This is a genomic window from Protaetiibacter sp. SSC-01 (assembly GCF_014483895.1).
In the GTDB taxonomy this organism is placed as follows: Bacteria; Actinomycetota; Actinomycetes; order Actinomycetales; family Microbacteriaceae; genus Homoserinibacter.
Genome location: NZ_CP059987.1, coordinates 267305 through 281205, shown reverse-complemented (window position 1 = coordinate 281205; position 13901 = coordinate 267305). Strand labels below are relative to the sequence as shown.

General features: G+C 72.3%; 14 protein-coding genes. 6 read left to right on the top strand and 8 right to left on the bottom strand.

What is annotated here, in order from left to right; all coding sequences use genetic code 11:
- The first annotated feature begins 28 nt into the window (after nt 1-28).
- From H4J02_RS01295 to H4J02_RS01290, 3 genes are all read left to right on the top strand, one after another.
- Complete coding sequence (locus tag H4J02_RS01295) at nt 29-1051, top strand: LacI family DNA-binding transcriptional regulator (protein ID WP_187675342.1); 1023 nt, start codon at nt 29-31, stop codon at nt 1049-1051.
- 76 nt (nt 1052-1127) lie between these two features.
- The gene (locus H4J02_RS13955) at nt 1128-2996 is read left to right on the top strand and encodes a hypothetical protein (RefSeq protein ID WP_262406169.1); all 1869 of its coding nucleotides are present in this window, start codon (nt 1128-1130) and stop codon (nt 2994-2996) included.
- Nucleotides 2993-4855 (top strand): MBL fold metallo-hydrolase, encoded by a 1863-nt coding sequence (locus tag H4J02_RS01290; protein ID WP_262406168.1) that lies wholly within the window; start codon nt 2993-2995, stop codon nt 4853-4855. The genes H4J02_RS13955 and H4J02_RS01290 overlap by 4 nt, the downstream gene beginning before the upstream one ends.
- A gap of 18 nt (nt 4856-4873) precedes the next feature.
- Here the strand turns inward: H4J02_RS01290 and H4J02_RS01285 are convergent, their stop codons facing one another.
- Nucleotides 4874-5065, bottom strand: a complete 192-nt coding sequence (locus H4J02_RS01285; protein ID WP_187675340.1) for a hypothetical protein — start codon at nt 5063-5065, stop codon at nt 4874-4876.
- 183 nt (nt 5066-5248) lie between these two features.
- On the opposite strand from H4J02_RS01285, the gene H4J02_RS01280 reads away from it, so the two are divergent.
- Nucleotides 5249-6193, top strand: coding sequence for an ROK family protein (locus tag H4J02_RS01280; protein WP_262406167.1), 945 nt, complete (start codon nt 5249-5251; stop codon nt 6191-6193).
- Nucleotides 6194-6211: 18 nt separating this feature from the next.
- On the opposite strand, the gene H4J02_RS01275 is transcribed toward H4J02_RS01280, so the two are convergent.
- The 3 genes from H4J02_RS01275 to H4J02_RS01265 form a co-directional block, all read right to left on the bottom strand.
- Nucleotides 6212-6406 (bottom strand): hypothetical protein, encoded by a 195-nt coding sequence (locus H4J02_RS01275; RefSeq protein WP_187675338.1) that lies wholly within the window; start codon nt 6404-6406, stop codon nt 6212-6214.
- 68 nt (nt 6407-6474) lie between these two features.
- Nucleotides 6475-7848 carry a D-alanyl-D-alanine carboxypeptidase family protein gene (locus H4J02_RS01270; RefSeq protein WP_187675337.1) on the bottom strand — a complete coding sequence of 458 codons (1374 nt, stop codon included), beginning with the start codon at nt 7846-7848 and terminating at the stop codon, nt 6475-6477.
- Between the two features lie 57 nt (nt 7849-7905).
- Complete coding sequence (locus H4J02_RS01265) at nt 7906-8349, bottom strand: DUF2000 domain-containing protein (RefSeq protein WP_187675336.1); 444 nt, start codon at nt 8347-8349, stop codon at nt 7906-7908.
- A gap of 49 nt (nt 8350-8398) precedes the next feature.
- On the opposite strand from H4J02_RS01265, the gene H4J02_RS01260 reads away from it, so the two are divergent.
- The gene (locus H4J02_RS01260) at nt 8399-9184 is read left to right on the top strand and encodes an AraC family transcriptional regulator (protein WP_187675335.1); all 786 of its coding nucleotides are present in this window, start codon (nt 8399-8401) and stop codon (nt 9182-9184) included.
- 27 nt (nt 9185-9211) lie between these two features.
- On the opposite strand, the gene H4J02_RS01255 is transcribed toward H4J02_RS01260, so the two are convergent.
- Together H4J02_RS01255 and H4J02_RS01250 are read right to left on the bottom strand one after the other, a co-directional pair.
- Entirely contained in the window at nt 9212-9526 is a 315-nt protein-coding gene (locus H4J02_RS01255) for a helix-turn-helix transcriptional regulator (protein WP_187675334.1), read from the bottom strand.
- Nucleotides 9523-10002, bottom strand: a complete 480-nt coding sequence (locus H4J02_RS01250; RefSeq protein ID WP_187675333.1) for an SRPBCC domain-containing protein — start codon at nt 10000-10002, stop codon at nt 9523-9525. Before H4J02_RS01250 ends, H4J02_RS01255 begins: the two co-directional genes overlap by 4 nt.
- 155 nt (nt 10003-10157) lie before the next feature.
- On the opposite strand from H4J02_RS01250, the gene H4J02_RS01245 reads away from it, so the two are divergent.
- The gene (locus tag H4J02_RS01245; protein WP_187675332.1) at nt 10158-10517 is read left to right on the top strand and encodes a hypothetical protein; all 360 of its coding nucleotides are present in this window, start codon (nt 10158-10160) and stop codon (nt 10515-10517) included.
- A 90-nt stretch (nt 10518-10607) separates the two neighbouring features.
- Here the strand turns inward: H4J02_RS01245 and H4J02_RS01240 are convergent, their stop codons facing one another.
- Together H4J02_RS01240 and H4J02_RS01235 are read right to left on the bottom strand one after the other, a co-directional pair.
- On the bottom strand, nt 10608-12038 hold the full coding sequence (locus H4J02_RS01240; RefSeq protein WP_262406166.1) for a DUF4041 domain-containing protein: 1431 nt from the start codon (nt 12036-12038) through the stop codon (nt 10608-10610).
- An 88-nt stretch (nt 12039-12126) separates the two neighbouring features.
- Nucleotides 12127-13851 carry a hypothetical protein gene (locus H4J02_RS01235; RefSeq protein ID WP_187675331.1) on the bottom strand — a complete coding sequence of 575 codons (1725 nt, stop codon included), beginning with the start codon at nt 13849-13851 and terminating at the stop codon, nt 12127-12129.
- Between the last annotated feature and the right edge of the window lie 50 nt (nt 13852-13901).

The window sequence follows — 13901 nt, the reverse complement described above, 5'->3', positions numbered from 1 at the left end:
GCTGACGCCCACTGACTGGAGGGAAGGCATGAGCGCATCCGAGCCGTCGACTCCCGGCCGCGTGACCATCAAGGAGGTCGCGGAGCGCGCAGGCGTGTCCCGCTCGACGGCGTCGCGCGCCCTCGCCGGAACCGGCTACGTCGCCGAGCCCGTGCGCCAGCGCGTGCGCAAGGCCGCCGACGACCTCGGCTACGTCGTCGACGCGACCGCCCGCAGCCTCAAGCAGCGCTCGAGCCGCGTCATCGGCGTCATCGTCTCCGACCTGCGCAACGCCTTCTACGCCGACCTCGCGTTCGGCGCGGGTGAGCGCGCCCGCCGCGCGGGCTACACGATGCTGCTCGTCGACGACGGCGGCAGCGCCGAGGACGAGCTCGAGGCCGCGCGCGCGTTCGTCGCGTCACGCGTCGCGGGGGTCGTGCTGACGCCCGTCGCGGGCGACGCCGTCGCCTTCCTGCAGCGTCAGCACGTGCCGGTCGTCGAGGTCGACCGCGTCTTCGGCGAAGCGGATGCCGTGGTGATTGACAACCGCCACGCCGCGCATGCGACGACGGAGCACCTGCTGAGCCTCGGCCACCGCCGCATCGCGCTCGTGATCGACGAGACCGACTGGACGACGGGTCGCGAGCGGCGCGCGGGCTTCGCGGACGCCCTCGACGCCGCGGGGGTCGCGCTCGACCCCTCGCTCGTGGTCGCGGCCGGTTGGGACGCGGAGGCCGCCGAGCGGGTCATGACGGAGCTGCTCTCCGGCGACGACCGCCCGACGGCCGTCTTCGCCGCCAACAACCTGCTCGCGGAGGGCGTCTGGCGCGCGGCGCGCGCACTCGGGCTCTCGATCCCCGAGCAGCTCAGCATCGTCGCCTTCGACGACGCGCCGTGGATGAGCATGGTGACGCCCGGCGTCACGGCGATCCGGCAGGATGCAGCGGAGCTCGGCCGCACGGCCGTCGATCAGCTCATCGCGCGCATCGCGGACCCGCAGCGGGCACCGCACACCGTAACGCTCCCCGCGGGCTTCGCCCGCCGCGCGTCGACGGCCCGCCCCGCGAACTGACCCCGCATCCGGCCCGCACCGCCGTCGCCCGAGATCGCCACTCCTCTCTGGGAACGATCTCAGATACGATGTCGGCATGCCCTTCGCCGACACGACGACGGCTCCCCGGGCCGTCAGCGTCGAGCGGTCCGGACACCGCATCCACGTGCGCGCGCCCGGCTACCGGCTCGAGATCCCCGACACCGCCGCCGCCCTCTTCCGGGCCCCCGTCGCCATCCTGAGCGACGCGCACGGAGAACCCTGGTCGTATCTGAGCCTGCTCGCGTCCGCCCACACGCGCCTCGCATCCGACGACACCGTGCATGTCGAGCGCATCGAGGCCGACGAGACCGATGACGCCGTCGAGCTGCGCGTCATCGCCCGCAGCAGCGTCTGGCTGCGGCGCGAGCTCGTGCTGCGCTGCACCCCCGAGCAGCTCGAGGTGCGGCTCGAGCTCGAGGGCACGGGCTCGCTCACCGACGTCACGCTCTTCGGCGGCACGGGCGCCATGCCCAACTCCGCGAGCGGTGTCTTCCGCTCCGACATCCGCTTCGGCGGCGTCATGGTGCCCGCCGCGACCGAGCCGGTGCAGTTCGTGCGCCCCTCCACCTCGCCCGCCGTGCTCGGCGTCGTGGGAGACGCGGATGCCGGCCGCCTCAACGCCGTCTTCTCGCCCCCGCCGCTCGCCTTCGGCCTCTCGCGCGAGGCGCCGACCGAGGCCACGCGGCCGCCCGCCGGCGACTGGCTCGGGATGTGGCTGCGCGCGCCCGTGCAGGAGCTCACGATGACGACGGTGCGCTACAAGCCGCTCGACGGGGGCTTCCTGCTGCAGCTCGACTACGAGGGGCACACGCCCGTGTGGGGCGCGTGGTGCTCGCCCGCGCTCGTGCTGCGGCCCGCGGCATCCGGATGGGGCGTGCTCGACGACTACCGCGCCGACCTCGCGGCGCACGGCCACGCGCCGTCGCCCCGCCCCGCCGCCGACTGGTGGACCGAGCCGCTGTTCTGCGGATGGGGCGCCCAGTGCGCGCGCGCCGCGCACCGCCTGCACCACGACGACCCGGACGCCGAGACGGGCCCCCTCGTCTCGGTCGAGGACGACGTCGCGACGGTGCGCGCCGCGCCCGACTTCGCGCGCCAGGACGTATACGACGCCTTCCTCGCGCGGCTCGACGCGCACGACGTCGACCCCGGAACGATCGTGATCGACGACCGCTGGCAGGCCGCCTACGGCACGGGCGAGGTCGACGCCGACAAGTGGCCCGACCTGCGCGCGTGGATCGACGCGCGCCACGCCGAGGGCCGCAAGGTTCTGCTGTGGTGGAAGGCGTGGGATGCCGAGGGCATCCCCGCGGAGGAGTGCGTGCGCAACGCCGTGGGCGAACCCGTCACGGTCGACCCCGGGCACCCCGGCTACCGCGAGCGCCTCGCGGGCATCGTGCGGCGCCTGCTCGGACCCGACGGCCTCGATGCCGACGGCTTCAAGATCGACTTCACGCAGCGCGGCCCGAGCGGCGCGAGCCTCACCGGCACCGACGGCGTGTGGGGCATCGCCGCCGTGCACCTGCTGCTCGAGACGATCGCGACGGCCGCGCGCGAGACGAAGCCGGACGCGCTGCTCGTCGCGCACGCCGTGCATCCGTCGTTCGGCGACGTGTGCGACATGGTGCGCCTCAACGACGTGACCGAGCGCGACGTGCACCGGAAGCGCGTGCCCGTGACCGACCAGCTCGCGATGCGCCACGGCATCGCGTCGCGCGTGCTGCCCGAGCACCTCGTCGACACCGACCAGTGGCCCATGCCCGACCGCGCGTCGTGGCTCGCCTACGTGGAGGCGCAGCCGCGCTACGGCGTGCCGGCGCTCTACTACGTCGAGGCGATCGACAACAGCGGAGAGCGCATCGAGGGCGCCGACCTCGAGCGCGTCGCCGCGAGCTGGCGCGCCTACCGCGAGGCCCGGGCGTGAGCGCGGCACCGCGGGAGGTCGCGCGCGGGGTGTGGCTCGTGCCCGACACGTGCAACGTCTACCTCATCGTCGCCGACCGGCCCGCCGAGGACGGCGCGCGCACGGCGATCGCGATCGACTTCGGGGCGGGCGCGGCGCTCGACGCGCTCCCCGCGCTCGGCATCGACCGCATCACCGACGTGCTCATGACGCACCATCACCGCGACCAGGCGCAGGGCCTCCCGCGCGCGGTCGACCACGGTGCTCGCATCCACGTGCCGCCCGTCGAGGTCGACCTCTTCGCGCGCGTCGACGAGATGTGGGCCACCCGCACGCTCGACAACGACTACAACGTGCGCCAGGACCGCTTCTCGCTGCTCGACCCCGTGCCCGTGCACGGCACCGTGCCCGAGTACCGCTGGTGGACGGTCGGCGGCGTCGACGTGCGTCCGCTTCCGACGCCCGGCCACACGGTCGGCTCGGTGAGCTATCTCGTGCACCGCGACGGCGAGCGCCTCGCCTTCACGGGCGACCTCATCTACGCGCCCGGCAAGGTGTGGTCGCTCGCCGCGACGCAGTGGAGCTACACGGCCACCGAGGGGCCCGCGATGGCGGTGCTCAGCTGCCACCTGCTCGCCGACGAGCGACCCGACCGGCTGCTGCCCTCGCACGGCGACGTCATGACGGATGCCGTGGCCGCGCTCACGCTGCTCGCCGAGCGCATGAACGCGTACGTCGACTCGCGCCGCTGGCACGACTGGAACCTCGTCGACCGCCTGCGGAACCCCTACGTGCCGCTCACCGAGCACCTGCTGCTCAACCGCTCAAGCCTCTCGTGCAGTTACGTGCTGCTGTCGCGCACGGGCGAGGCGCTGCTCGTCGACTACGGCTATGACATGACGACGGGTCTGCCGACGGGCCAGGACCGGGCGTCCCGCCGACCGTGGCTCGCATCCCTCCCCGCGCTCAAGAAGCAGTTCGGCGTCACCCGCATCTCGGCCGTGCTCGCGACCCACTACCACGACGACCACGTAGCGGGGATGCCGCTGCTGCGTGACGTCGAGGGCACCGAGATCTGGGCGCCCGAGCACGTCGCGCCCGTGCTCGCCGACCCGTGGGAGCACGACCTGCCGTGCCAGTGGTACGAGCCGATCGTCGCCGACCGCTCGCTGCCGCTCGGCGAGACGGTGCGCTGGAACGAGTACGAGATCACGGTGCACGACCAGCCCGGCCACACGCTCTTCGCGGCGGCGTTCGAGGTCGAGGTCGACGGCGTGAAGGTCGTGTTCACGGGCGACCAGCAGGAGAACCTGGGCCTCCCCGGCGAGCGCCGCGAGATCCTGAACTACCAGTACCGCAACCGCTTCCGTCTGGGCGACTACGTCGCGAGCGCGCAGCTCTACCGGCGCATCGCGCCCGGCCTGCTGCTGAGCGGCCACTGGGAGCCGCGCACGACCGACCCCGCGTACCTCGAGTACCTGCTGCAGGCGGGCGCGAACCTCGACGAGCTGCATCACGAGCTGCTGCCGCTCGACGAGCTCGACCTCGGCGCCGACGGCGTGCTCTGCCGGCTCTACCCGTATCGGGCGGCGGCCGAGCCGCACTCGGCGCTCGACTACCGCGCCGTGGTGCGCAACCCGCACGCGAGCGAGGCGGATGCCGTGCTCACGCCCGTCGTGCCGCACGGCTGGGCGGTCGAACCGTCCGTCGCGCGTGCGACCCTCGCTCCGGGCGAGGAGCGCGAGCTCGTGTTCCGCGTGACGACGGGCGACGCGGTGTCGCGCCGCAACCGGCTCGCGATCGATGTGACGATCGGCGAGCTGCGGCTCGGTCAGCACGTCGAGGCGATCGTCGACGTCGTGGTGGCCGAGCGGGTGTGACCCGGCCCGGCGCCCGGCTCAGGTCAGGGCGTGCGGGTGCTCCGGGGGCACCGGCGACGGAGAGAGCGAGGGCACGCAGAGCCCGCTGAGCAGGGGCGCAGCGGCTTTCGGCCGACGGCGGTCGACGGCGTTCGTGACGAACACGGCTGCCGGCACGGCGATCGCGAGGGCGATGCCGACGGCGAGGGGCGTGCGGGCGCGTGCGCGCATGGGGGTCTCCTTCGTGACGGTGCCCTCTCACTGTCGCTCCCGCACCCGGTTCCCGCGACCCCTTGCTTTCGCCGACCGATCGTGTCATCCGGCATTGCTTCACCGCTCGGGGTCGCCTATAGTCGCGTGTGGCATCGTTACCACATGCCGTTCACACCGCGCCGCCTCGAGCGAGGAGACACCATGGACGCCGCGCTCGCGCTCGACATCGGCGGCACCAAGCTCGCCGCGGGGGTCGTGACCGCCGACGGCCGCATCCACGGCTTCACGGTCGAGCCCACCCGCCGCGAGGAGGGGCCCGACGTCATCATCCCGCGGCTCTTCGAGCTGGGTCGGCGGGCGATGGCCGCCGCCCCCGAGGCGGCGGGCGGCATCCGCGGCGTCGGGATCTCGTGCGGCGGGCCGCTGGATGCGGCTGCCGGCGTGCTCACGGGCCCGCTGCACCTGCCCGGCTGGATCGACATCCCCATCGTCGACCGCGCGCGCGACGAGTTCGGGCTCCCCGCCTTCCTCGAGAACGACGCGACGCTCGCCGCCCTCGCCGAGTACCGGCACGGCGCCGCAGCGGGCAGCGGGTCGTCGATCTATCTCACGATCTCGACCGGCATCGGCGGCGGGGCCGTCATCGACGGGCGCCTGCACCGCGGTGCCGCGGGCAACGGCGGCGAGTTCGGCCACATCACCGTCGTACGCGGCGGCCGCGAATGCCTATGCGGCCGACGCGGCTGCCTCGAGGCCTACGCCTCCGGAACCTTCATCGGGCGCCGCGCCGACGAGCTCATCGAGCGCGGGGAACTCGAGACGCACCTCACGGCGCCGACGACCGCCGAGCACGTCGCGCGCGCCGCGGCCGAGGGCGACCCGCTCGCATCCGTCATCTGGGAGGAGACGGTCGAACTGCTCGGCCAGGCCGTGACCGACTTCGTCAACATCCTCGAGCCCGAGGTCGTCGTGCTCGGGGGCGGCGTCACGCGCTCGGGCTCGCAGCTGCTCGATCCCGTGCGGCGCATCGTCGCCGGGGGAGCCATGGGCCCCGCGGCGCGCGCGGTGCGCGTCGAGCTCGCGGGCCTCGGCGACGCCGTGTGCGCCGTCGGGGCGGGCGTGCTCGCGCTCGACGCGACCGTCTGATCCGGCGCCGCCTGGGCGCTAGTCCTGGGGGATGCCGCGCGACGCCTCTCCGACGTCGTCGCCTTCCTCGAGGCCGTCCATCGAGTCGTCGAGCTGACCCTTCATGCCCTGCGGGTCGTCGTCCTTCTCCGCGTCCTCGTCGGGGGGCGTGGGGGCGATGTCGGGGTCGACGGAGCCGTCGGCGATGCCGTTGTCGTTCGTGTCCTTCGTCATGCGTCGAGGATCCCCGGCGCGCGCCACGCCTGACAGGGGGTTGACAGCCCCGCGGGGCCCGCAGAGTCTCAGCCGATCTCGGATGGATGCGTCAGCCGCCACCACTCGTCGGGCGGGTGGATCGTGCTCTCCAGCACGACGGGCACCGTCACCGTGCGCGGGCCAGCCGTCCACGTGAGCTCGCCGACCTGCTCCCCTGCCGCGCCCGTCTCGAGGCGCAGCTCGCCGAGCGTCGCCTCGATGGGCGTGTCCGACCAGGTGAGCAGCCGCGCCTCCTCGGCGAGGAGGATGCGGGAGCTCTCGCCCCACGGCGTCGAGTAGGTGCCGATCGCCAGATCCTTCTCATTCGCGACGACCTCGTGGAACCCCAGCCGGATACTCTCGAGCCAGGCCCGCACCTCCAGCGTGACGCTGTCTCGCGTCTGGGCGCCGAGCACGACGCCCGTGATCTCGAGCGGCTCCTCAAGGCCGACGTCGAGCAGCGACGAGAACAGCAGGTTCGACGTGTCGAGGGTGCCCGTCTTGATGCCGCGGATGCCCTCGGTGCCGAGCAGCGCGTTCGTGTTCGACGCGCCCTCGAAGCCCGGGACGCGGAGAGCCGCGCGCCCCACGATGCCCGCGACCACCGGGTCCGCCATCGCGAGGCGCCCGAGGGCGAGCAACTCCGACGGCGTGCTCACGTTCCGGCGGTCGATGCCGGTCGGCTCGACGACGGTCGTGCGGCTGAAGCCGTTGGCGGCGAGCCAGGCGCTCGTCGCCCGGAGGAAAGCGGAGCGCGAGCCGAACGCCCAGGTCGAGACGGCATCCGCGTAGTTCGTGGCCGAGACGACGAGCATCATCTCGAGCGCGTCGTGGAGGGACATCCGGCTGCCGGTCGGCATCGCGGCGATCGTCGCGTCCTGAACGTAGTAGGCGTCGTAGAGGTCGTGGTCGGCCTTGCTGAAGGTGATCGTGGGCCCGGGGTCGTCGGGGCTCGCGAGCGGCTTCGCGTCGAGGATGACGAGGGCGGTGACGACCTTCGTGATGCTTGCCATCGACCGCTGCTCGTCGGAACTGACGACGTCGAGTCCGCCGGTGCCGAGGAACTCCTCGCCGCCCGTGACGCTCAGCGCGTAGGCGCCGTCGACCGGCAGGTCGAGGCGCGCGGGTGCGCCCGCCGCGGCGGTCGGGGTGACGGCGTCGCCGGCTGCCGCGGGCAGCGGGGCGGTGAGCGCCCAGCCGACGTAGCCGCCGACGAGCGCGACGACGAGCACGGCGACGATGCCGGCGATGACCCCGCCGCGCGGGCCGCGACGTCGACCGTCCGGGCCGAGGCGCTCGTGCATGCGGGGTGGGCGGGTCTCGGATGCGGATTCGCCGGGGGCGGGAGCCTCCGTCGCGGCCTCGCGCATGATCCGCGAGAGCTGCGCGACGCCGTCATCCGGAGCAGAGCGGTACGTCATCGCCGACCCCCGATCGTAAGCGCGACTCCATCCTGGCACCCGCGGGGCGTGCGCGCCCTATTCGTGCATCCGCGCGCCCTTCACGACGCGGTCGACGGCGTTGCGCGGGCCCCGCATCCCGATGCCGACGAGGTCGAGCTCGGCACCCCCGACGGCGGCGACGGCCGCGCGGTTGGCCGCATCGTGGCCCGTCGAGAACAGCTCGCGCGTGTAGATCGCGAGCGGGATGCCGCGGCCGAGCGCCCGCTCGCGCGCCGACGCGAGCACCTCACCCGATGCCGCGAGCACGAGCACGGGCTGGCGCAGCATGGGCAGGTACTCCGTGCCATCGGCGTCGCGGTACGGCTCGCCCACGAGGCCCGGCTCGCTTGTGGCGATCGCGCTCATGAGGAACGCCGTCACGTTGAGCTCCTGCCACGGCGCGAGGCCGTCGCGCAGCAGCACGACCGTCTTCGTGTCGAAGCGCACGACGGCATCCGGGGCGTAGTCGGTGTCGGTCATGCTCCGAGCATCCATCGACCGCGCGGCGGCGGTCTTGTACGTTCCTTGCATGACGGAGACGGTGCGCGCGTGGCACCCCGAGGTTCCGGGGGTCGCCGAGGTGCTGCACGCGACCTTCGCCCAGCACGCCTACCCCGCGCACGTGCACGACGACTGGACCGTGCTGCTCATCGACGACGGCGCGGTCGCCTACGAGCTCGACCGGCACGGGCACCACGCGACGCCGGCTGCCGTCACCCTGCTGCCGCCGCTCGTGCCGCACGACGGGCGCTCGGCCGTCGAGGGGACGCCGTTCCGCAAGCGCGTGCTGTACCTCGCGCGCGACTGGCTGCCCGCGTCGGCGGCGGATGCGGCGGTCGCCGACCCGGTGCTGCGCGACCCGCGGGCCCTCGCGATCGTCGCCGGCATCCACGACGCGCTCGCCCACCCGGCGGACGTCATGGCGGCCGAGTGCGGCGTGCTCGCCTTGCGCGAGGCGGCGGGTGCGCAGTACGGGGGCACGGCATCCGCTGCTCGCGCGGTGCGGGATGCGCCGCTCGCCCGGCGCCTGAGGCGGATGCTCGACGAGCGCCTGCTCGAGACGTTCACGATCGAGGAAGCCGCGCGCCTGCTCGGCGCGCACCCGAGCCACCTCGTGCGGGTGTTCTCGCAGGCGTACGGCATCGCGCCGCACCGCTACGTGACGGGGCGCCGCGTCGACCGAGCGCGGCGGCTGCTGCTGGCCGGGCGGTCGCCGGCGGAGGCTGCGGCGGCATCCGGGTTCCACGACCAGGCGCACCTGACCCGCCACTTCCGTCGCGTGCTCGGCACCACCCCGGGCGCCTTCGCCGCGTGACCGTGCCGCGTGAGGGGACCGCAGGGACTAGAGCTGCTCGGCGATGCGCTTGATGTCGCGCAGGCGGCGGTCCCACTCGGCGCCGATCGCGTCGAGGCGGCGGGCGGTGGCCTCGAGCTGCGCGCCGATCACCCGGTAGCGCACCTCGCGGCCGACGCGCACGGGCTCGACGAGCCCCACCTCCTGCAAGACGGCGAGGTGCTTCGCGATGGCCTGGCGGGTCACGGGCAGACGCCCGGCGAGAGCGGACGCGGATGCGTCGCCCTCGCCGAGCGCTGCGAGGATGCTCCACCGGGTCTCGTCTCCGAGAGCGGCGAACACGGGAACGAGGGTGTCGGTCACGCGCCGCCCTCGAGCAGGGCGACGAGCTTGTCGAGCTCGTCGGTCCAGCCGGTGCCGTGGTCGCGCACGTTGGCGAGCGGGTCGCTCGTGCGCTCGAAGCCGGTCTCGACGACGCTGAGCTGCGTACCGCCCTCGACCTCGGCGAGGGTGAACGTGAAGACCGTGGAGGTCTCCTCCTCGAGCTGCGCCGGGCGCTCCGGCGCGGCGTCGTCGTTGCCCCAGCGGTAGGTGATCTCGCGCGGGGCGTCGACCGCCTCGATGCGCAGCGGGATCGCGCCATAGCCCTCGAAGCTCATCGTGCCGGTCGCTCCGGGGCCGGCGCCGTCGAGCACCGTCTGGCCGAACCATTGCGAGATGTGAGCGGGGTCGGTGATCGCCGACCACACCTTCTCGACGGGCGCGGCGATGCGGATGCTGCGCCGGACGCTGAACGACTCCTCGTCGACGACGGCCGGCGGGTTGATGGTCATGCTCATGATGCTTCCCTTTCTCGTGCGGATATGCAATCCCCAGGTTGCACCCCTCCCGCACCTAATGCAACCCCTGAGTTGCAGATTGGCGAGCGCCGCATCCGCTCGCCGCCCCTGTCAAGGGCCTCGATGGCCCCGAGCGCTCGGCGTAGACCGGAGACATGACGGTACGACTGAACGACGACGCCCTCTCCCACGCCCGCGGCCTGCTGCGCGGCGGCGACTACGTGGCCGACGAACGCGACGACTGGAGCGAGCACGCCCCGAGCGCCGACGACGGCAACGCCTTCATCGAGAAGCACGGCATGGCCGAGTACTCGCGATGGTTCCTGGGCGAGGACACGGATGCCACCGAGGGCACGAAGGGCCGCTACCTGTTCCCCTACGGCGACTTCCGCAAGCTGCACCGCTGCGCCGTCATCTCGGGCGAGAGCCGCGCGGGGCAGTACGACCACACCTCGATCGAGAAGGCGCTCAAGGAGCTGCTCGAGCAGATCGACAAGAAGGCCGAGCGGTCCTGACCGTCTCCGCCCTTGTGAGTCGCGGAACGGGAGCAGGGCGGACGCGAACTCGCCCTCGAGATGAGCGCCACTCGGCCGTTCGCGCTGCGCTCAGGTCGCGATGCTGCCTCGGTACTCGAGGGCTGCGGGCTCGACCGTGTACTCGATCACCTCGACATGGTGCTCTCTCAGCACCTCGAGAACCTCGGCCGGCGTGGCACGGAAGTACTCCCGGCGCAGGTTCACCTTGTTCAGCCTCCTGTCCGCGAAGTGCTGGTGGAGCATGGTCTCGATCGCTACCGCATCGTCGGCGAAGAAGAGCGCATGCACATCGAAGCGGAATGGCACGGATGCGTCGCCCAACTCGTTGACGCGGTCCATCGGGTCGAGACGGCGGGTCATGCCGATCTTCACGACGTCAGGGCCGAACGACCCGAGGTTGCTGATGACGTAGACGTAGCCCGCACGGATGTTCGCCGTTCGGTAGTCGACATCTTGAATGGCCTTCTCCACGTCGGCCAGCTGGGCACGCAGCCGCTCGGCACCCTCCACATCCCCGTTCGCGATGAGGGTCGCGAGGACGTTTTCGTAATGCTTCCGCTCCTTCTCGAGCCGCTCCTTCTCCTTCGCGAGCTCCTGCTCGGCAAGCCGCTGCTGGCGCAGCTGCTCACGACGTTCCCTCTCCCGCTCCTTCTCCGCTTGAAGGGCCTGCAGGTGGCGACTCGCAAGCTCGAGCTCCCGCAGCCGGAGGCCGTGGTAGTAGCTCGTGATCTGGAGATCGATCATGGTGCCGAGCCTCGCGACCTGGTCGACCGCTGTGCTGAGTCGCTTCTGCGCGGTGGCAAGGTTGCCGGCTCGGACGGCCTTGATGCAGTTCTCCGCTTCCGCGTTGTACGAGCGGAGCATGAGCTTGGACATGTCGCGTACGAACTTGTCGCCTTTGGCTCTGCTGTTGTTGAAGGTGAAGTTGGTGGTCGCCGACGTGGCCTGCCCTCGACGCACGGCCTCCTTGATCTGCGTACGGAGCTGCTCGAGCTGCGTCGCGAGGGTGACCGACGACTCCGCTGGGTTTTCGAAGTCGTAGAGACCGAACTCCTGAAGATCCACCGCGGCGCGGAGGTCCACGACCGCCGACCGCACCGATGCGAGTTCCTGTTGCGCGTAGTGAATCGACCCCCGCACCGACGACAGCTCGGCGTGGGCGGCGGCTATCTGCGCACGGATCTCGTCGCGGGTCGCATCGAGCTGGGCGAGCGACTTGAGCCCATGTTTGTCGATGAGCGCCTGCAGGCGCGCGTTCTCCTGCAGGGCCTCCCCCGCGAACTTCCGCGCGCCGAACATCGGGACCTTCGGGGTCGCGGGCGCAGCGACGATCGGCTCAACGACCACGTCGTGTACGACAGGGGGGTCCACCGCTCGCATCGGATCCACGGCCTGGGTGCCCGCGGTGAACACGTGCTCCGTCCACGCGGACCCGCTCCAGTAGCGCTTCTCGTGGCGCCCCGTCGGATCGGGATACCAGTCAGCTGCTGCGGTCATCATCCAACCCCTCTCGGATCGTTCGCCGATCCTAGGGAACATCGCGGACCCCCGACACACCCCGATCGGGGAGGTACGACTCGCGCGCGGGCTAGGCGCGGATGAGGCGGGCGAAGCGGACGACGAGGTCGTCGGCGCCCTCGGCGAGTGAGATGCGGATGCGGGGCGCGGCAGTGCCGGGCGCGGCGGTGCCGGATGCGGCGAGGGCGCCATCGGGCAGCGCGATGGTCGCGGTGCGCCAGGCGCCCGAGTGCGTGCGCGCGACCGACGGTGACGCACCCGCGGCGGTGTCGACCGCGAACGAACCCGCTCCCGCGTCGAGGTAGGTCACCTTGAGCACGATCGACGCGGACCCGGATGCGGCGCTCGCGAACCGCGGATCCACCTCGAGCACGAAGCCCGTGTCGCCCGCCGCGGCATCCGTCGAGAGCCCCTCGCGGGCGACGCCGTTGTCCTCCTCGAACACGTGCGCGTGCACGTCGACGTCGGTGCGGTGCGCGATCGAGCCCGGCTCGTCGACCTGCACGAGCCAGCGCTCGAGGTTGCGCACCCACGGCCGGTCCCGCCACGACTCGGGGTCGTCGAACGGTCCCGACTCGGGCTCGGCCCAGTACGTGTCCTCCGCGTCGCGGAACGCCGCCCACGCATCCGCCGAGGTCGCGGCGGTCTGGCCGAGCGAGAGCCGCAGCCAGTCCCAGTGCTCCCGGTACTCGGCCATGTACGACGGGCCCGGCACCACGTACATCCAGTTCATGCGCAGCTGCAGCGCCTTGAGGTTCGCCTGCCGCACCGCGTAGTAGACGTCATCGGTCTCATAGCCGCAGTCGGTGAAGCACTCGTTCTCGGTCGCGACGATGTAGCGCCCCGAGTGAATGGGCAGCGTCTCGTCGACGACCATGTGCCCGTCGGGCTGCATGCGCGATCCGTAGGCGGGCGCCTCGCTCAGGTGGAAGTTCGAGAGCTCGGTGATCCCCGTGCGGATGCCCATGCCGGCATCCACGGCCTCGCGCGCGAGCAGGTCGTCGGCCGCGCCGAAGGGGCCCCACGGGTAGTCCTCGCCCGTGAAGACGAGCTTGTCGGCGTGCTCGCCGAAGAGCGACACGAGATCCGTCCACGCGTGCCGGTACCAGGCGAGATACGTCTCCTCGTCGAGCTCGCCCGCGTCGACCGCGGCCGTCACCATCTCGTAGTCGTACTCCGCCCACGTGAAGGCGCCCGGCACGTACACGAACCGCAGCCGCGGGTCGGCCGCGAGGCCGAGGTCGACGAACAGCATCCGGTAGGTGTCCACGAGGTGGCCCCACACGCACTCGTCCCAGATCGGCAGGTGCCTCTGACCGTCGTAGTCGGGGCCGTACGTCGACACCCCGCACTCCTCGACGACCCAGCGCGGCGCCCAGTCCTTGCCGCTCGCGAAGATGCGCATCCAGAAGTCGCCCGGCTCCCGCAGCTGCGCGTCGAGGCCGTCGAAGCTCATGCCCTGGGCCGATCCGGATGCCGTGGGGTCGATGGTCTTCTCGGGCGTCGGCCGCAGCTGCCGCCAGCTCACGTCGATCGAGCGCACGGCGACGAGCTCGGATGCGTCGGCATCCTCCGAGAAGTAGCCCGAGTTCGCCGCGGGCCGCACCCAGTCGGGCAGCGACCAGTCGTCGCCGTCGACGATCGTCACGCCCGTCGGCCCCGCGTCGACGAACGGATGCCGCGGCCCGATGTCGAGTTCGATGCCGTCGCCGCCCGCCGCGGTCGGCAGGGGCTCGGGCGCCGTCATCGTGCACCCCGCGAGCGCGAGCACGGCCGCGGTCGCCGCGAGCGCCACCGAAACCGGCGAGCGCGGCCGGCGCACCGGGCGCGCTCGCCGGATCGGGT